Raw genomic sequence first — 16778 nt, 5'->3', positions numbered from 1 at the left:
CGATGCGCTATGTTTCGACGCGGGGTCAGGCCCCGGAGATGGATTTCGCCGGCGTGCTGCTGGCCGGCCTCGCCAGCGATGGCGGGCTTTATATGCCCTCCAGCTGGCCGCGCTTCTCCGCCGATGAGCTGAAATCCCTGCGTGGCCTGCCTTATCCCGAACTCGCCGCCAAGGTGATCGCCCCGTTCGCGGCGGGCAGCGTCTCCGAGGCGGAGCTGCTCTCCATGTGCCGCCTCGCCTATGCGGATTTCGCCAGCAAGGCGATCGTGCCGCTGGTGCAGCTGGACACCAATCTCTACGCGCTGGAGCTGTTCCACGGCCCCACTCTGGCTTTCAAGGACATGGCGCTGCAGCTGGTCGGCCATCTGTTCGAGCATGTGCTGGCCAAGCGCGGCGAGACGGTGCGTATCGTCGGCGCCACCTCCGGCGATACCGGCTCAGCCGCCATCGAGGCTGTCGCGAACCGCAAGAATATCGACATCACCATCCTGCACCCGTACGGCAAAACCTCCGAGGTGCAGCGCCGGCAGATGACCACGGTGAAGGCCGATAACGTGCTCAACATCGCCGTCGATGGGAATTTCGACGATTGCCAGGATCTGGTGAAGGCGATGTTCGCGGATGCGCCTTTCCGGGCCGAGATGAATCTCTCCGCCGTGAACTCGATCAATTTCGCGCGCATCGCCGCGCAGATCCCCTATTACGTCTATGCCGCGCTCAATCTCGGCGCGCCGGAGCGTGAGGTGGCGGTGTCCGTGCCGACCGGGAATTTCGGCAATATCCTAGCGGCCTGGGCGGCCAAGCAGATGGGCCTGCCGATCGTCAAATTCATCGTCGCCTCCAACCGCAACGATATTTTGTCGCGCTTTCTGGCCGAGAACGACATGTCCGTGAAACAGGTCGAGCCCAGCCTGTCGCCTTCCATGGATATCGGTGTCAGCTCAAATTTTGAACGTTTGCTATTCGAATTCCTGGGCCGGGATGCGCTGCTGACGGCGAAGACCATGGCGGATTTCCGCAGCTCCGGGAAAATGGCCGTGGATGCGCCGGTCTGGCGTGCCATCTCTCACGAATTCCAGGGCTACCGGCTCTCGGACGAGGCGACTTTGGCGGAAATCCGCCGGTTTTACGAAGAGAGCACCTATCTGGCGGACCCGCATAGCGTCATCGGCCTGGCCGCCGGGCGCGATTGTGACACGGGGCGTCTGCCGGTGATCTGCGCCGCCACCGCGCATCCGGCGAAGTTCCCGGATGCCATCGAAAAGGCGGTCGGCATCCGCCCGCCCCTCCCAAACCATCTTTCCGACCTATATGACAGGAAAGAGACATTCACCCGCGCCGGCGCCGATCTCAACCAGATCGAAACCTTGGTGCGGAATTTTGCGAACAGGAACTGAAATGCCTGAACAGGTTTCCATCACCACGCTGCCCTCCGGCCTCACCGTGCTCACTGAGCGCATGGAGCGGGTGGAGACCGTGTCCTTCGGCGCCTATGTCGGCGCCGGCACAAGGCACGAGACCGCCGCTGAAAACGGCGTGGCGCATTTCCTCGAACATATGGCCTTCAAGGGCACCGAGCGGCGTTCGGCGGCGGATATCGCCGAGGCGATCGAGAATGTCGGCGGCCATATCAACGCCTATACCTCCCGCGAGCAGACGGCCTATTACGTCAAGCTGCTGAAGGAGGATCTGGCGCTGGGGGCGGATATTATCGGCGATATTCTCTGCCATTCCAGCTTCGAGCCGGAGGAGCTGGAGCGCGAGCGCGGGGTGATCCTGCAGGAGATCGGCCAGGCGAATGACACGCCGGACGATATCATCTTCGACCATTTCCAGTCCGCCGCCTATCCGGCGCAGCCGATGGGACGGCCGGTGCTGGGCACCGAGCAGATCATCCGCGGCATGAAGCGCGAGGCGCTGCCCGGCTTCATGCGCCAGCATTATACGCCGGAGAACATGGTCATCGCCGCCTCCGGCAATCTCTATCACGAGCAGGTGGTGGAGCTCGCACAGCGCCATTTCGCCGATCTGCCGCGCGCCGAGCGCGCCGCGCCGATGGAAGCCGATTATATGGGCGGCGAGTATCGCGAGCTGCGCGATCTCGACCAGGCGCATATCGTGCTGGGCTTCGATGCGCCGGGCTACGGCCAGCCGGATTATTACCCGTCCATGCTGCTCTCCACCCTGCTGGGCGGCGGCATGTCCTCGCGCCTGTTCCAGGAAATCCGCGAGAAGCGCGGGCTGGTCTATTCCATCTACAGCTTCACCGCCCCGGCGCAGGATGGCGGGCTGTTCGGCATCTATGCCGGCACCGGCGAATCCGAGGCGGCGGAGTTGATCCCGGTGACGCTGGAGGAGCTGGAGAAGGTGCAGCGTTCCGTCAGCGAGGCGGAGCTGAACCGGGCGCGCGCCCAGCTCAAGGCCGGGCTGCTGATGAGCCTGGAATCCACCGGCAGCCGCTGCGAGCAGCTGGCCCGGCAATGGCAGGTGTTCGGGCGGATCATCCCGGTTGAGGAGACCGTGGGCAAGATCAACGCCGTCACCGTGGAGGATATCCGCGCCTCGGCGGCCAAGATTTTCCGGCAGAAGCCCACTCTGGCCACCATCGGCCCGGTGGCGCAGGTGCCGAAATTCTCCGCCATCATCGACCGGCTGGCGGCATGAGCGCGCTCTCGGACGCCGCCGCTGCGCTGCTGGAGGCGGCCAAGCGGGCCGGGGCGGATGTCGCCGAGGTCGGGCTGTATGAGGGCACCTCCGTCGGTGTGCAGCGCCGGCTGGGCAAGACCGAGGAGACCGAGCGCGCCGAGACCACCGAGCTGAGCCTGCGGGTGTTCCTGGGCCGCTGCTCGGCCTCCGTCTCCGCCAGCTCCATCGACCGCAGCGCCTTTACCCGCCTGGCCGCGCAGGCGGTGGCGATGGCGAAAGTGGTGCCGGAAGACCCGTATGCGGAAATCCCCGAGGCGCCGCCGGCTCTGGATGCCGGGTTTTTGGAGCTGGAAGACCCGGTTGAGCCGAGCGCTGATCTGCTGATCGCGCGCGCGGCCCAGGCCGAGGACGCCGCCATGGGCGTGCCCGGCATCACCAATTCCGAGGGCGGCTCCGCCAGCTGGTCGCGCGCCGTCTCGGTGCTGGCCACCAGCCATGGGTTTCTGGGCGAATATGCCCGCACCTCGCACAGCGTCTCCGTCACCGCCATTGCCGGCACCGGCACCGCGATGCAGCGCGATTATGATTATGACAGCGTGATCCATGGCGCGGATCTGGCCGACCCGGCGCAGCTGGGCCGCAATGCCGCCGCCCGGGCTCTGGCCCGGCTGAACCCGAAGCGCCCGGCCACCGCCAGGCTGCCGGTGCTGTTCGATCCGCGGGTTTCCGGCTCCATCCTCGGCCATCTCGCCGGGGCGATTTCCGGCGCCGCGATCGCGCGCGGCACCTCCTTCCTGAAGGATGCGCTGGGTCAGCGGATTTTCCCCGCCGGGCTGGAGATCATCGACAACCCGCTGAAAGTGCGCGGCCGCCGCTCCCGCCCGTTCGACCGGGAGGGCCAGCGCGTGGCGCAGATGAGCTTCATCGAGGATGGGGTGCTGACGGACTGGATCCTGGATACGCGCTCGGCCAACCAGCTGGGGCTGAAGACCAACGCCCATGCCGGCGGGCTCTCCAATTTCTACATGGCGCCGGGGCGGCTGAGCCCGGAGCAGCTGATGGCCGACATCGCCGAAGGGCTGTACGTGACCGAGATGATGGGCTCCAGCATCAACGGCCTGACCGGCGATTATTCGCGCGGGGCGGCGGGGTTCATGATCCGGGGCGGGCAGATCGCCGAGCCGGTGGCGGAAATCACCATCGCCGGCAATCTCAAGGAGATGTTCCTGAACCTGACGCCCGCCAGCGATCTGGAATTCAAGCGCGGCACCGATGCGCCGACCCTGCGGCTGGACGGCATGACCCTGGCCGGCGCCTGACCCCGGCTTTACGCGCCCGCGCGGCACGCAGGTGATGGGCCACCACGGCCCATCACCTGGCAGCTGGGACATGGAGGTGGTGGGCCATGGGCAGACTGCGCGGAATAGCTAAGCCGCCGGCGATGAATGGGGACTTAAAAAAGCCTGATTTTTTTGTCAGTCGTTGCAGCTGGCGCGTTGATTTCGTTTCGGATTTTAAAGCAGACGCCCGGCAAGACGGGGTTAATTGCCCTTCTTATCCCACGGCGCCTGGCCGAGATTGACCTGCTTGGGTGTGGTGTTGGACCCGGCCAGCGCCCCCGCGCCCGCGCCGATGCCCGCCCCGACGACCACGCCGATCGGCCCGCCGACAATGCCGATCAACGCCCCCGTGGCGGCACCGCCCGCGGCCGTCCCGGTGGTGCGCCCGGTGCCATGGCCGCAGCCGGCGAGTGCCAGCGCCATCGCCAGCATCAGGGATTTCTTGAGCATCCATCTCTCCTGTTTCGTCTTGCCCTTGTCTCAAAGGCGCGCCGCGTTGCGCAAGCCAAACCGCCGATCGATCCGCCAGCGCGACGGGATGCGCCGACAGGCTGTTTTCTTTTCAATGACTTACGCTAAATTTCCGGCAATGTGCGGGGGCTTGGTGGAGAACGGATTGGTTTAAAAAGGGTTGCGAAGCACGATCCGGCGCGTACATGGTGAAGCGCAACCAACGCGGAGAGCCCGATGTCCGACACGTCCAAATTCCCGGTGCAGCTGAAGGCCCCCAGCTGGGTGGATGACTTCAAGGCCTTCATCATGCGCGGCAATGTCGTCGATCTGGCGGTTGGTGTCGTCATCGGCGCCGCCTTCACCGGCATTGTCAGCTCGCTGGTCAAGGATGTGATCAACCCGATCATCGGGCTGATCACGGGCGGGGTGGATTTCTCCAACCATTTCATCATCCTCAAGGGCACCCCGGCGCTCACGCTGGCGGACGCCCAGAAGGCCGGCGATGTCACGCTGAATTATGGCGTGTTCATCAATGCGGTGATCAATTTCGTGATCGTCGCCGCGGCGATCTTCTGGATGGTCCGGGTGGTGCAGAAGATTTACAAGAAGCCGACACCGCCGGCCGCCGCCCCGGCGCCGACCCCGACCGAGACCCTGCTGACCGAAATCCGCGACCTGCTGAAGGATAAGGGCACGGTCTGACGCACCGCCTGCGCGCCGTGCCGATGCGGCGGCGGGCCTGCCCGCGCGCGCTTAAGGCTTTTTTTACGCGGAAGATGTGCTAAGCCCCACGGCCATGCGTCAGTATCTGGAATTCGAAAAGCCGGTCGCGGAGCTCGAGAGCAAGATCGAGGAGCTGCGGCGGATGAGTGCGGCCCCCGGCGAGATCAACATCGCCGAAGAGGTCGCCAAGCTCTCCGCCAAGGCGGATGCGCAGCTCAAGGCCACCTACGCCAAGCTGACCCCCTGGCAGAAGGCGCAAGTGGCGCGCCATGCCGAGCGCCCGAAGGCGCTGGCGGTGATTTCCGCGCTGATCGAAGACTTCACCCCGCTGGCCGGCGACCGCGCCTTTGCGGATGACGCCGCCATCGTCGGCGGCATGGGCCGCTTCCGGGGCCAGGCGGTGATGGTGATCGGCACCGAGAAGGGGACCGACACTGAAAGCCGGCTGAAACATAATTTCGGCATGGCCAAGCCCGAGGGCTATCGCAAGGCGAAGCGCCTGATCGAGCTGGCCGGCAAGTTCAATTTGCCGATCCTGAGCTTCGTCGACACCTCCGGTGCCTTTCCCGGCATCGAGGCCGAGGCGCGCGGCCAGGCGGAAGCCATCGCCCGCTCGATTGAGGCCTGCCTGGATGCGCCGGTGCCGCTGGTGGCCACCATCATCGGCGAGGGCGGCTCCGGCGGCGCCATCGCGCTGGCGGCGGGCAACACGGTTCTGATGTATGAGCACGCGATCTATTCGGTGATCTCGCCGGAGGGCTGCGCCTCGATCCTTTGGCGTGATTCCGCCCAGGCCGCCACCGCCGCCGAGGCGATGCGCATCACCGCGCAGGATTTGAAGAAGCTGGGGCTGATCGACGAGATCGTGCCGGAGCCGCTGGGCGGCGCGCATCGCGACCCCGCGGCGGCTCTGGCGACGCTGGGCGATGCGGTGGAGAAATCCCTGCTGGCGCTGCTGGGCCAGACACCGGAGGCGTTGAAGGCCAAGCGCCGGGAGAAGTTTCTGGCGATGGGCAAGCAGGGGCTGTAACGCCCCTGTCGGTTACGCCCGGCGCCAGCCCACTCGCCCACTCAGCAGGCTGAGCCATGCTGCCAGCCCCAGTGCCGCGCCGATGATGCCCTGGGTGCCGTTGTAATTCACCACCGCGGCGATGCCGAGGCCGATCGCCAGCCCGGCCAGCACGCGCTTGCCGGCGAAGAACGCCGCCAGACCGATGAGCAGCGCCGCCCAGCCGAAAGCGCCGTAATATTGCCCGCTGAGCACCCAGCCGCGCGGCACGCACCAGCCCGGCGCATTGCCGGCCGCGCAGAGGCCGACGGTTGCACGTGGAACAATCGCCCATTCGCGGAAGGCGAAAGCGCCGCCGCCGACAATCACGGCCAGCGCCAGACCTGCGGCATCCTTGACGCCCCACTGCATTATCTTGCGCATAAACCCCCTCCTTGCCGGTTGCTCTAACCGCCCCGGCGCCCTATTGCTGCGGCGCGTCAGTTTAACCAAAGGCCCATGACAGTCCATAGCCCGAATGGGAAGCCCAAGAGCTTCCAGGACATCATCCTGACCTTGCACGCCTTCTGGGCGAAGCAGGGATGCGTGATTTTGCAGCCTTACGATGTTGAGATGGGGGCGGGCACGTTCCATCCCGCCACCACGCTGCGCGCCCTGGGCCCGAAGCCCTGGAAGGCGGCCTATGTGCAGCCCTCGCGCCGCCCCTCGGACGGGCGCTATGGCGAGAATCCGAACCGGCTGCAGCATTATTATCAGTATCAGGCGCTGCTGAAGCCGAGCCCGGACAATATCCAGCAGCTGCTGCTGGAGAGCTATGACGCGATCGGCATCGACCGGCGCAAGCATGACATACGCTTCGTCGAGGATGACTGGGAAAGCCCGACCCTGGGTGCCTGGGGCCTGGGCTGGGAGGTCTGGTGCGACGGCATGGAGGTGACGCAGTTCACCTATTTCCAGCAGGTCGGCGGCATTGCCTGCGTCTCGCCCTCCTCGGAGATCACCTACGGGCTGGAGCGGCTGGCGATGTATGTGCAGGGCGTGGAGAATGTCTACGACCTGGATTTCAACGGCCAGGGCGTGACCTATGGCGATGTGTTCCTGCGCGCCGAGCGGGATTATTCGAAGCATAATTTCGAGCTGGCGAACACGCAGATGCTGGCCCGGCATTTCGAGGATGCCGAGCGCGAATGCATGGCGCTGATCGGGGGCTTGGTCGCGCAGCCGGCCTATGACCAATGCATCAAGGCCAGCCATCTGTTCAATCTGCTGGATGCAAGGGGCGTGATCTCGGTGGCCGAGCGCGCCGCCTATATCGCGCGGGTGCGCAATCTGGCGAAGGCCTGCGCCGAAATCTGGCTTTCCGGTGAGTCCAATGGCTGAATTTTTTCTGGAACTCTTCTCCGAGGAAATCCCCGCGCGCATGCAGAAGGCGGCGAGCGAGGCGCTGGAGGCGATCTGCGCCCAGGCCCTCAAGCCGCTCTCGATTACGGTGCGCCGGACTTATTATGGGCCGCGCCGCATCGCGCTTGCCGCCGAGATGGCCACCGAGGTTGCGGCCAGTTCGGTTTCCGAGCGCGGGCCGCGCGCCAGCGCGCCGGAACAGGCCCTGGCCGGCTTCCTGCGCAAGCATGGCGCGGCGAAGGAGGATCTGGTCCAGGAGGGCGAGTTCTGGGTGCTGAACAAGCAGAGCCCGGCGCAGCCGGCTTGCGCGTTCATCGCCGCGACGCTGCCGGAGCTGCTAGCCAGGCTGCCCTGGCCGAAATCCATGCGCTGGGGCTCGGGCGGGGAGTTCACCTGGGTGCGCCCGCTGCGCCGCATCGTCTGCCTGCTGGATGGCGCGGTGGTGCCGTTCAAGCTCGGGCCGGTGGAGACGGGGAACGTCACCGAAGGCCACCGCGTGCATGGACCCGGCCCGTTCGAGGTCTCCTCGGCCGCGGTCTGGGAGGAAAAACTGCGTGAGCATCACGTCATCGCCAGCCCGGCCGAGCGCCGGGCGCGTGTGGCGGAGGGGATTGCGGCGGTTGCCGCGAAACTGGGCCTCAGCGTTGCCCCGGATGAGGGGCTGCTGGACGAGGTGACCGGGCTGGCCGAGTGGCCGGTGCCGCTGATCGGGAAGATCGACAAGGAATTCATGGAGTTGCCGCCGGAAGTGCGGGAACTCTCGATGAAGATTAACCAGAAGTATTTTGCGCTGCGGGATGAAACCGGCGCCCCGGCCCCGTATTTCGCCTTTGTGGCAAATCTGGCGGCGGATGATGATGGCAAGGCGATTATCGCGGGCAATGAGCGCGTGCTGCGCGCGCGCCTGTCCGATGCACGGCATTTCTGGGCGCTGGATCTGAAGACGCCGCTGGATAGCCTGCTGCCGAAGCTGGAGAAGATCACCTTCCACGCGAAGATCGGCACACAGCGCCAGCGCGCCGACCGGATCGCGGATCTGGCGCGGGAGATCGCCCTTGCGCTTTCTGGCAGCGATGACGAGGCAAATCAGGCGCGCCTGGCGGGGCTGCTTTGCAAGGCCGATCTTGTGACCGGCATGGTGGGTGAGTTTCCTGAGCTACAAGGCATCATGGGCGGCTATTACGCGGCGCGTCAGCATCCAGGGCAGCAGCAGGCGGCTATGGTCGGCCAGGCCATCCGCACCCATTACCAGCCGAAAGGCCCGTCCGACGAGGTGCCCACCGGCATCGTCGCGGTGGCGGTGGCGCTGGCGGATAAGCTGGATACGCTGCGGGAATTCTTCGCTGTCGGTGAGAAGCCGACCGGCTCGGGCGATCCGTTCGCGCTGCGCCGGGCGGCGCTGGGTGTCATCCGCATCGTGCTGGAGAATAAGCTGCGCCTGCATCTGCTGCCGCTGCTGGGCACGGCGCGCGGCGAGCTGTTCGGCTTCATCATCGAGCGGCTCCGGGTGAAACTGCGCGGCGAGGGCAAGCGCTTCGATGTGCTGGATGCTGTGCTGGCGGCCGGTGAGGATGACGATCTGGTGCGGCTGATGAAGCGCGTTGAGGCGCTCTCCATCATGCTCGACAGCGAGGACGGCAAGAATCTGCTCTCTGCTTATAAGCGGGCGGCGAATATTCTGCGCATCGAAAATGCCAAGGACGGCCCGCATGAGGGCGAGCCGCAGGTAAGTTTGTTCGCGCCCCCCGAAAATGAATTGTGGATTGCATTGGGAGCCGTCTGGGCGGAGCTATTTGCGCCGATTGAGGACAATGCGGAACCGCTTTTAAAAGCGGAAAGATACACGGAAGCAATGAGCGCTTTGGCAACTTTGCGGCCCGCCATCGACGCTTTTTTCGAAAACGTTACGGTCAACGCGGAATCGCCTGATTTGCGCCGCAATCGTTTGCGATTGCTCGCGCGCTTTACCGGGGCGGTTAACCAAGTGGCTGATTTTTCTCGGATTGAAGGGTGAGGGAGACCAGGTAATGACGAAATGGGTTTATAATTTCGGCGCTGGCGTGAATGACGGCAACGCTTCGCTCCGCAACCTTCTGGGCGGCAAGGGGGCGAACCTGGCGGAGATGGCCGCGATCGACCTGCCGGTGCCGCCTGGCTTCACCATCACCACCGAAGTCTGCACCGCCTATTATGAGAATGACCGCAACTACCCGGCCGATTTGAAGGCGCAGGTGGATGCCGCTCTCGCCCGCATCGAGCAGGCGGTGGAGCGCAAATTCGGCGATAAGGATAAGCCGCTGCTGGTCTCCGTGCGCTCCGGCGCGCGCGTCTCCATGCCGGGCATGATGGATACCGTGCTGAATCTGGGCCTGAATGACGACACCGTGCTCGGGCTGGCGAAGGCCTCCGGCGATGAGCGTTTCGCCTGGGACAGCTATCGCCGCTTCATCCAGATGTACGGCTCCGTCGTGCTGAACGTCGATCATCACCGCTTCGAGGAAATCATCGAGCAGGTGAAGCTGGATGCGGACGTGACCGAGGACACCGCCCTGACCCCCGCCCATTGGCAGGAAGTGGTCGAGGGCTACAAGAAGATGGTGCAGGAAGAGCTGGACCGGCCCTTCCCGCAGGACCCGCAGGACCAGCTCTGGGGTGCGATCACCGCTGTGTTCGGCAGCTGGATGAATCCGCGAGCCAATGTCTATCGCCGTTTGCATGACATCCCGGCCGATTGGGGCACGGCGGTGAATGTGCAGGCGATGGTGTTCGGCAATATGGGCAATGATTGCGCCACCGGCGTCTGCTTCACCCGCGACCCCTCCACCGGCCTCAACGAGTTCTACGGCGAGTATCTGGTGAATGCGCAGGGCGAGGACGTGGTGGCGGGCATCCGCACCCCGCGCCCGCTCTCCAACGCCTATGCCAAGCCTGGCGAAATCTCGATGGAGGAGGCGCTTCCCGAAGCCTATAAGGAGCTGCACAAGGTCCGCGAAATCCTTGAGAAACACTACAAGGATATGCAGGATATCGAGTTCACCGTGCAGCAGAACAAGCTCTATATGCTGCAGACCCGCGCGGGCAAGCGCTCGGCCGCGGCCAGCTTGCGCATCGCCGTGGAAATGGCGAATGAAGGGCTGATCGACAAGAACACCGCGATCATGCGCGTGAACCCCTCGGCGCTGGATCAGCTGCTGCACCCCACGCTGGACCCGAAGGCGGAGAAGACGATTTTCTCCAAGGGCCTGCCGGCCTCCCCGGGCGCGGCTTCGGGCGCGGTGGTGTTCTCGGCCGACGAAGCCGAGCTGCGCGCGCAGAAGGGTGAATCCGTGGTGCTGGTGCGCATCGAGACCAGCCCGGAAGATATTCACGGCATGCACGCCGCCCAGGGCATCCTCACCACCCGCGGCGGCATGACCAGCCACGCCGCCGTGGTGGCGCGCGGCATGGGCCGGCCTTGCGTGGCCGGTGCCGGCGGCATCTCCGTCGATTATGGCGCGCAGACCTTGTCCGCCAATGGCGTGGTGCTGCGCGCGGGCGATATCATCACCATCGATGGCTCCACCGGCGAGGTTTATGCCGGCGCGATGAAGATGATCGAGCCGCAGCTCTCCGGCGATTTCGGCACGCTGATGGAGTGGGCCGATGGCGCCCGCCGCCTGAAGGTGCGCACCAACGCGGAAACCCCTTTGGATGCCGAGACCGCCCGCAAATTCGGCGCCGAGGGCATCGGGCTGTGCCGCACCGAGCATATGTTCTTCGACCCGGCGCGCATCGGCGCGGTGCGCCAGATGATCCTGGCCAAGGACGAGGCTGGCCGTCGCACCGCGATTGCCAAGCTGCTGCCCTTCCAGCGCGAGGATTTCGTCTCGCTGTTCAAGATCATGGAAGGGCTGCCGGTCACCATCCGCCTGCTCGACCCGCCTTTGCATGAATTCCTGCCGCATGGCGAGGCGGAGATGCAGGAGGTGGCGGATGCGCTGGGGGTCGATATCTCGGTGATCCGCGAGCGTGGCGAGGAACTCTCCGAAGCCAACCCGATGCTCGGCCATCGCGGCTGCCGCCTGGGCGTGACCTATCCGGAAATCTACGAGATGCAGGCCCGCGCGATTTTCGAGGCGGCGGTGGAGGTGGCGAAGACCGCCAACGCCCCGGTGCCGGAGATCATGATCCCGCTGGTCGGCACCAAGAAGGAGCTGGATATCACCCGCGCCCAGGTGGAAAACACCGCCAAGGCGGTGTTCGAGGAAACCGGCAAGACCATCGAATATTCGGTGGGCACGATGATCGAGCTGCCGCGCGCGGCGCTGACCGCCGACCAGATCGCCGAGGCCGCCGACTTCTTCTCCTTCGGCACCAACGATCTGACCCAGACCGTGTTCGGCCTCTCCCGCGACGATGCCGGCAAGTTCCTGCCCTTCTATGTCGAGAAGGGCATTCTGCCGAAGGATCCGTTCGTCTCCATCGATGTCGATGGTGTGGGCGGGCTGGTGAAGATCGCCGCCGAGAAGGGCCGCGGCAAGAAGGCCGGCTTGAAGCTGGGCATTTGCGGCGAGCATGGCGGCGATCCGGCCTCCATCTCCTTCTGCGAAAGCGTCGGGCTGGATTATGTCTCCTGCTCGCCCTACCGCGTGCCAGTGGCGCGCCTGGCCGCCGCCCAGGCGGCGATCGAGTCCAAGGAGACCCATTTCCGCGACAAGTAAGCGCGGACATTCTTTCAACGAAAAAGGCCGGGAGCGATCCCGGCCTTTTTTATGCGGTTATTGGGAGGCCTTGCCGTCCAGCTCCGGCACATGGCAGCCTGGCTCCACCTTGCCGGTGAATTTCGGCCAGAGCTGCGTTTCGCCCAGCACCGGCACGCCGATATAGCCATGCAGATCCAGATTGCCCTTGGCGTCGAACTTCACCATGGTACGGTAGACATTGCCGTTGCGCGGGTCTTGCAGCACGCCCTTCCAGCGCGGGGTGCCGTCTCCGGTCTTGCCGTCCGGGGCGACCCGCAGCATCAGAAAGCCGCATTGCGGCCGGCCCCGCCAGTCGGTCGGCATCGCATCGCCCGGATGGTCGAGCGCGATGCCGGCGATGAAGCCGCACAGATCATCGCCACATTGCGAGATTTCCAGCACGATCTCGTGCCCGGAGGAGACCCAGTAGCCAGGGGTGAAACCCGCCGCCCAGGCGGGCAGGGCGCTGCCGGCCAGCATTGCGCCCGCCAGCAGCATCCCGCGACAGGAAGAAAGACAGAAAGAAAAAGCTCCCAGACGGTGCCCCTTGTTGAGGCTTGCCGACAGGAAATTTCTAACAAATCCGATGGCACCGGGAAAAGTGTTTCCTCGCCAATGCGCTGTCATTTTTGATACCTGTTGCAAGAAAGCTGCATTGGTCAGCAAGGGTTTCAAAAATTATCCTTCGCCGCGCGCAGTTTCGCGAAGCTTTCCTCGTCCGTGGCGCGCAGGAACGGGTTGGTGGCGCGCTCCTGGCCCAGTTTCACCGGCAAGGTGGGCTTGCCCGCCGCGCGCAGCGCCTGCACCTCGGCGGCGCGGGCCTTCAGCGCCGCATTGTCAGGCTCCACGCTCAGCGCGAATTTGGCGTTGGAGGCGGTATATTCATGCCCGGCGCAGACCAGCGTGTCGTCCGGCAGATCGCCATATTTGGCGATGGAATTGAACATCTGCGCCGGCGTGCCCTCGAACAGCCGGCCGCAGCCGAGGCTGAACAGCGTGTCGCCCGGCAGCAGGATGCCGCCATCGGCGATGTAGTAGGAGATATGGCCCAGCGTATGGCCTGGGGTTTCGATCACCCGCAGCCTGGCGCTGCCGAATTCCACCAGCGAGCCTTCATGCACGGCAATATCCAGCTTCGGCAGGCGCTGCGCGTCCGCGCCATTGCCGACCACCTGCGGGCGGTAGGCCGCCACCAGCGCCGCGACGCCGCCGATATGGTCGTCGTGATGATGGGTGAGGAAGATGTAATCCAGCCTTTTGCCCAGCGCCTCCAGCGCGGCGACCGCCGGGGCGGCCTGCGCCGGATCGACGATGCCGGTCTTGCCGGAGACACTATCGACCAGCAGCCAGGCATAATTGTCGGACAGCATGGGAATGGCTTGCGCCGTGACGGTCATCGCTCTCGCTCCTTCGCGTTACGTGGTTATATAGGGGCAATGGCGATCGATGCACGAGATGCGGCCGGATTTTACGCAACCGCGCTGGGCCGGCATGTGGCCCTGTTGCTGCGCCAGAAGCTGGCGCGGCTCTGGCCGCGCATGGAGGGGCTGTCGGTTCTGGGCATCGGCCATGCCGGGCCGTGTTTGCATCCCTGGCGCGAGCAGGCGCGCTGCATCGCGCTCTCGCCCAACCATATGGGGGCGGCACCCTGGCCGGCGGGGCTGGCCAATCTCTCCTGCATGGCCGAGGCGGAGGCGCTGCCCTTTGCGGATCTCAGCTTCGACCGGATTTTGCTGATCCACGGGCTGGAACAGGCCGAAAACGCCAGGCGCACGCTGCGCGAGGCCTGGCGGGTGCTGAAGGATGACGGGCGGATGATCGTGGTGGCGCCCAACCGGCGCGGGCTTTGGGCTTATGCGGAGAGCACGCCCTTCGGCCATGGCCAGCCTTATTCGGAAGGCCAGCTGGCGCGGCTGCTCACCGGGCTGTTCTTCCAGGTGGAGGCGCAGACCACCGCCCTCTATACCCCGCCGCTGCTGCCGGCCCCGCTGCGGCGTATGGCCGGGCTGCTGGAAAAGGCGGGCCCGGTGCTGGCGCCGCAATTTGCCGGGCTGACGCTGGCGGAGGTGAGCAAGGCCCTGCATGGCGCGGTGCCGGCCGGGCGGATGGCCACGGCGCGGCGGGTGCTGGCCGGGGCCGGGTTTTCGCGGGCGGGTTAAGCTTTCTCCGGCTTGGCCGGCGGCCCCAGCAGCGTCTCACCGGGGGGCAGGTCCAGGCGCATGCTCTGGCGCCGATAGGAGAGGGTGATGCCCGCCTCGGCGAAGCGCTTCTGCACACGCGCATTGAATTCGCGCCGCACCGCCCAGTGCTGGCCCGGCCCGGTGCGGATCTGTCCGGTAAAGACCAGCCCCAGCTCGCCGAAACTATCCAGCCCGAACAGCTGCAGATCGTCGCGCATCATCGCCCCCCAGGCGGCCTCGGCCCGCATCTTCGCGCCGATCTCCTTCAGCAAGGCGCTGACCCGCTCGATATCCTCGTCATAGGAGACCATCACCGAAATCTGCGCGTAGGAGAAATCCCGGGTCTGGTTGGTGACGGTGGTGACCGAGGAAAACGGGATGATGTTGACCGAGCCATCGCCGCCGCGCAGCCGGATGGTGCGCAGCGAAAGCCGCTCCACCGTGCCGGACATGCCGCCCAGCGTGACCACATCGCCCACCTGCATCGCATCCTCGAACAGCAGGAACAGCCCGGTGATGATGTCCTGCACCAGCTTCTGGCTGCCGAAGCCGACCGCGATGCCAACCACCGAGGAGACCGCCAGCAGCCCGGTGGTGTTCACCCCGATGCGCGAGAGGCTGACAATCAGCGCCACCAGCACCAGCACGATGCCGATGGCGGCGCGCAGCATCGGCAGCAGCGTGCGCAGGCGCGAGGCCTGGCGGGTCTTGCCGGCATTGTTGAGACGCTCGATCCGCGCATCGAGCTGGTAGTTGATCGCCTCCCACAGCACGATGGCGACGGCGACGGTGACCAGCACGCTGAATCCGGCGGAGAGCAAGGCGCGGCTGATATTGTTGGTCAGCAGCCAGCCGAACGCATCCACCCCCCAGCCTTGCAGCACCAGCACCAGCACCAGCAAGGCGATGACGAAGCGCACGACGAAGCGGATCAACGGATTATAGGCGCGCGCCCGGCCGAGTACGGCGCTGCGGCGGGCGGCGCTGTCCTCATCCGGGAAGATGCGCGCGAGGGCGCGGTTGCTGCCCACCCAGGCCAGCCGCCCCAGTACCAAAGCGATGAACACCACTAGCAAGGCCCGCAGCAGCACCACCAGCGCGTTCTGCACCCCACCTGCCCAGGCCACCCAGAGTGCCAGCACATAGAACAGCGCGAAGATGTACCAGCCTTTGGAGACACGCCGCCGCATGCCGGCGAAATAGCTGTCATTGCCGGGCTTGCCGGCGATCCAGCGGCTGATCACCCGGCGGCTGCGCCAGATCGCGAAGGCGACCTCCAGATGCACGACCAGCGCCGCCAGCCGCAGCAGCGCCCCGGCGCCCTCCTTGGGCAGGAACAGGATTTCGGCCACCGAGATGATGCAGAAGGCGACGAAGATGGTGATGATCAGCAGCATCGCCCGGCGCATCAGCCATTTCGCATGGGCGCTGGCCAGATGCGCCAGCCGCAGGCTGGGGGCGTTGGGCGAGAAGAGCAGCCGCAGCACCTCCTGGGTCAGCCGTGCCGCCAGATAGGCGTTGACGATGCCGACCACCGCCAGATGCGCCGGCCGCCGGGCGATGAGGCCGGAATTGAGGATGAGCTGTTCGGTGATGCCGAAGGCGGCGATCGGCAACAGCATCAGCAGGAATTTCAGCAGCGCGAAGCCGAAGCGCCGGCTCCAGGCGCGCAGGCTGGTGCGCCGGGGCGGGCGCTGCTCGCTCTCGCCCTCCTCGGCGCTGGTGAGGCCGTCCAGATCCGGTGTCGGCAGATATTCGTTGCGGCGGGGCACCGCCTGGCGGGCGCAAAGTGCTGCGGCGCCGCGTAGCGCCAGCACCAGCAGCACATCCAGCGCCACCCCCGGCACCACCGCGATGGCCAGCGCCAGCCCGATGGCCAGCGCATCCGCCCGGCGCTGCGGCGCATTGGCAAAGCCCGCCAGCCAGTGCCAGACCGGCGTCAGCCGGGTGGATCGATGCAGCGCATCGGTGAAATCATCGAAGGTGCGGGTGGCTTCATGGCCCAGCACGCTGGTCAGCGCGAAGCCGATCTCAGAGGTGCCGAACGGCGCTGGGGCCGGGCTCTGGCTGGCGGTGCCGGCGCTGGCATCCGCCCCGGTGAGGGCGGCCAGCGGCGAGCCGGGGATGATTGCCGGTGTGCTCTTGGCCGGTGCCGCCGGGGCGCTCGCGGCGGGGGCGGCGGCTGGCGCCGGCGCGGCGGCCGGCGTGCTGGCGCGGCCGAGCCCCGGCACCAGCAAGACCAGAAACAGGAACATCAACAAAAAGCGCATGCACCAAGCCTGTAAGCCGAAGCGGGGGACGTCAA

14 protein-coding genes are annotated in these 16778 nt (G+C 65.7%); 9 read left to right on the top strand and 5 right to left on the bottom strand.

Annotation, left to right across the window (positions count from 1 at the left end):
• The first annotated feature begins 2 nt into the window (after window positions 1-2).
• Genes thrC through ACZ46S_RS12020 form a run of 3 tightly spaced genes read left to right on the top strand, consistent with a single transcriptional unit; the run spans window position 3 to window position 3965 of the window.
• A complete protein-coding gene (gene thrC / locus ACZ46S_RS12030) occupies window positions 3-1397 on the top strand; it encodes a threonine synthase (RefSeq protein ID WP_464061908.1) in 1395 nt (464 codons plus the stop codon).
• A gap of 1 nt (window position 1398) precedes the next feature.
• On the top strand, window positions 1399-2664 hold the full coding sequence (locus ACZ46S_RS12025) for a M16 family metallopeptidase (RefSeq protein WP_295744874.1): 1266 nt from the start codon (window positions 1399-1401) through the stop codon (window positions 2662-2664).
• Window positions 2661-3965 carry a TldD/PmbA family protein gene (locus ACZ46S_RS12020; RefSeq protein ID WP_464061907.1) on the top strand — a complete coding sequence of 435 codons (1305 nt, stop codon included), beginning with the start codon at window positions 2661-2663 and terminating at the stop codon, window positions 3963-3965. Before ACZ46S_RS12025 ends, ACZ46S_RS12020 begins: the two co-directional genes overlap by 4 nt.
• A 222-nt stretch (window positions 3966-4187) precedes the next feature.
• On the opposite strand, the gene ACZ46S_RS12015 is transcribed toward ACZ46S_RS12020, so the two are convergent.
• Window positions 4188-4436 (bottom strand): hypothetical protein, encoded by a 249-nt coding sequence (locus ACZ46S_RS12015; RefSeq protein WP_295743591.1) that lies wholly within the window; start codon window positions 4434-4436, stop codon window positions 4188-4190.
• Between the two features lie 237 nt (window positions 4437-4673).
• Here ACZ46S_RS12015 and mscL point away from each other — a divergent pair, with 237 nt between their 5' ends.
• Entirely contained in the window at window positions 4674-5141 is a 468-nt protein-coding gene (gene mscL / locus ACZ46S_RS12010) for a large conductance mechanosensitive channel protein MscL (protein ID WP_295743588.1), read from the top strand.
• Between the two features lie 94 nt (window positions 5142-5235).
• Window positions 5236-6192, top strand: coding sequence for an acetyl-CoA carboxylase carboxyltransferase subunit alpha (locus tag ACZ46S_RS12005; protein WP_295743580.1), 957 nt, complete (start codon window positions 5236-5238; stop codon window positions 6190-6192).
• Between the two features lie 12 nt (window positions 6193-6204).
• On the opposite strand, the gene ACZ46S_RS12000 is transcribed toward ACZ46S_RS12005, so the two are convergent.
• Window positions 6205-6594 carry a hypothetical protein gene (locus ACZ46S_RS12000; protein WP_464061906.1) on the bottom strand — a complete coding sequence of 130 codons (390 nt, stop codon included), beginning with the start codon at window positions 6592-6594 and terminating at the stop codon, window positions 6205-6207.
• A gap of 75 nt (window positions 6595-6669) precedes the next feature.
• Here ACZ46S_RS12000 and ACZ46S_RS11995 point away from each other — a divergent pair, with 75 nt between their 5' ends.
• Genes ACZ46S_RS11995 through ppdK form a run of 3 tightly spaced genes read left to right on the top strand, consistent with a single transcriptional unit; the run spans window position 6670 to window position 12272 of the window.
• Window positions 6670-7551 carry a glycine--tRNA ligase subunit alpha gene (locus tag ACZ46S_RS11995; RefSeq protein WP_295743574.1) on the top strand — a complete coding sequence of 294 codons (882 nt, stop codon included), beginning with the start codon at window positions 6670-6672 and terminating at the stop codon, window positions 7549-7551.
• A complete protein-coding gene (glyS, locus tag ACZ46S_RS11990; RefSeq protein WP_464061905.1) occupies window positions 7544-9586 on the top strand; it encodes a glycine--tRNA ligase subunit beta in 2043 nt (680 codons plus the stop codon). The genes ACZ46S_RS11995 and glyS overlap by 8 nt, the downstream gene beginning before the upstream one ends.
• A 13-nt stretch (window positions 9587-9599) precedes the next feature.
• Complete coding sequence (ppdK, locus tag ACZ46S_RS11985) at window positions 9600-12272, top strand: pyruvate, phosphate dikinase (protein ID WP_464061904.1); 2673 nt, start codon at window positions 9600-9602, stop codon at window positions 12270-12272.
• A gap of 57 nt (window positions 12273-12329) precedes the next feature.
• On the opposite strand, the gene ACZ46S_RS11980 is transcribed toward ppdK, so the two are convergent.
• Both ACZ46S_RS11980 and gloB read right to left on the bottom strand, forming a co-directional pair.
• The gene (locus tag ACZ46S_RS11980; RefSeq protein ID WP_464061903.1) at window positions 12330-12791 is read right to left on the bottom strand and encodes a DUF2147 domain-containing protein; all 462 of its coding nucleotides are present in this window, start codon (window positions 12789-12791) and stop codon (window positions 12330-12332) included.
• A gap of 173 nt (window positions 12792-12964) precedes the next feature.
• On the bottom strand, window positions 12965-13690 hold the full coding sequence (gene gloB / locus ACZ46S_RS11975; protein WP_464061902.1) for a hydroxyacylglutathione hydrolase: 726 nt from the start codon (window positions 13688-13690) through the stop codon (window positions 12965-12967).
• 39 nt (window positions 13691-13729) lie between these two features.
• On the opposite strand from gloB, the gene ACZ46S_RS11970 reads away from it, so the two are divergent.
• On the top strand, window positions 13730-14452 hold the full coding sequence (locus tag ACZ46S_RS11970; protein WP_295743559.1) for a class I SAM-dependent methyltransferase: 723 nt from the start codon (window positions 13730-13732) through the stop codon (window positions 14450-14452).
• Here the strand turns inward: ACZ46S_RS11970 and ACZ46S_RS11965 are convergent.
• Window positions 14449-16743, bottom strand: a complete 2295-nt coding sequence (locus ACZ46S_RS11965; protein WP_464061901.1) for a mechanosensitive ion channel family protein — start codon at window positions 16741-16743, stop codon at window positions 14449-14451. The two genes, ACZ46S_RS11970 and ACZ46S_RS11965, sit on opposite strands and share 4 nt — an antisense overlap.
• Window positions 16744-16778 lie beyond the last annotated feature (35 nt).

The sequence above is a fragment of the Acidocella aluminiidurans genome, assembly GCF_055383125.1.
This window is presented reverse-complemented; position numbering and strand designations above follow the sequence as displayed.

Bases quoted from the DNA above. Each gene is read 5' to 3' on its own strand.
- thrC (WP_464061908.1), top strand. From the start codon at position 3: ATGCGCTATGTTTCGACGCGGGGTCAGGCCCCGGAGATGGATTTCGCC.
- ACZ46S_RS12025 (WP_295744874.1), top strand. From the start codon at position 1,399: ATGCCTGAACAGGTTTCCATCACCACGCTGCCCTCCGGCCTCACCGTG.
- ACZ46S_RS12020 (WP_464061907.1), top strand. From the start codon at position 2,661: ATGAGCGCGCTCTCGGACGCCGCCGCTGCGCTGCTGGAGGCGGCCAAG.
- ACZ46S_RS12015 (WP_295743591.1), bottom strand. From the start codon at position 4,436: ATGCTCAAGAAATCCCTGATGCTGGCGATGGCGCTGGCACTCGCCGGC.
- mscL (WP_295743588.1), top strand. From the start codon at position 4,674: ATGTCCGACACGTCCAAATTCCCGGTGCAGCTGAAGGCCCCCAGCTGG.
- ACZ46S_RS12005 (WP_295743580.1), top strand. From the start codon at position 5,236: ATGCGTCAGTATCTGGAATTCGAAAAGCCGGTCGCGGAGCTCGAGAGC.
- ACZ46S_RS12000 (WP_464061906.1), bottom strand. From the start codon at position 6,594: ATGCGCAAGATAATGCAGTGGGGCGTCAAGGATGCCGCAGGTCTGGCG.
- ACZ46S_RS11995 (WP_295743574.1), top strand. From the start codon at position 6,670: ATGACAGTCCATAGCCCGAATGGGAAGCCCAAGAGCTTCCAGGACATC.
- glyS (WP_464061905.1), top strand. From the start codon at position 7,544: ATGGCTGAATTTTTTCTGGAACTCTTCTCCGAGGAAATCCCCGCGCGC.
- ppdK (WP_464061904.1), top strand. From the start codon at position 9,600: ATGACGAAATGGGTTTATAATTTCGGCGCTGGCGTGAATGACGGCAAC.
- ACZ46S_RS11980 (WP_464061903.1), bottom strand. From the start codon at position 12,791: ATGCTGCTGGCGGGCGCAATGCTGGCCGGCAGCGCCCTGCCCGCCTGG.
- gloB (WP_464061902.1), bottom strand. From the start codon at position 13,690: ATGACCGTCACGGCGCAAGCCATTCCCATGCTGTCCGACAATTATGCC.
- ACZ46S_RS11970 (WP_295743559.1), top strand. From the start codon at position 13,730: ATGGCGATCGATGCACGAGATGCGGCCGGATTTTACGCAACCGCGCTG.
- ACZ46S_RS11965 (WP_464061901.1), bottom strand. From the start codon at position 16,743: ATGCGCTTTTTGTTGATGTTCCTGTTTCTGGTCTTGCTGGTGCCGGGG.